This is a genomic window from Mycobacterium sp. 1245852.3, from assembly GCF_001669335.1.
Taxonomy (GTDB): domain Bacteria; phylum Actinomycetota; class Actinomycetes; order Mycobacteriales; family Mycobacteriaceae; genus Mycobacterium; species Mycobacterium europaeum_A.
This window is the reverse complement of record NZ_LZLL01000480.1, coordinates 1-645: the sequence shown is the minus strand read 5'-3', so window position 1 is coordinate 645 and position 645 is coordinate 1. Positions and strand designations below refer to the sequence as shown.

Genomic DNA, 645 nt, shown 5'->3' with positions numbered 1-645 from the left:
CCGAAGCCCGCGCCACCCTCGAGGCGGTACTGGCCAAACTCGCCGCCCCCGGCATGTGCAACCCCGACGACGAGCAGCCGGTCATCGACAGCGCCCGCCCCAAGACGCGGTGCAACGCGACACCCGCAGCACCGCCCAACGCCACCACGACGGCCTCAACGCCGCCCTACGCGCCCTGCTGGCCAGCGCAAAACTCGGCCAACACAACGGATTACCAGCCTCCATCATCCTCACCACCACACTCGAGGACCTCGAACGCAGCACCGGCACAGCCCTCACCGCCGCCGGCACCCTGCTCCCCATGTCCGACGTCATCCGCCTGGCCCGCCACGCCCACCACTATCTCGCCATCTTCGACAAAGGCACATCGCTGGCCCTGTACCACACCAAGCGCCTGGCCTCACCCGGCCAACGAATCGTCCTGCACGCCAAGGACCGTGGATGTTCACATCCGGGTTGCGACGTGCCCGGCTACTACTGCGAAGTCCACCACGTCCAAGACTGGGTCAAGACTCACCGCACCGACATCGACCAACTCACCCTGGCCTGCGGACCCCACCACCGCCTCCTCGAGAAGGGCTGGACCACCCAAAAACGCGCCAACGGCGACACCGAATGGATCCCACCACCACACCTCGACCGCGG

The 645-nt window shown here is 67.1% G+C and carries 1 pseudogene; it reads left to right on the top strand.

Features of this window, described 5'->3' with window-relative positions:
* Positions 1-645: pseudogene (locus A9W96_RS21295) on the top strand (DUF222 domain-containing protein); the annotation flags it as partial.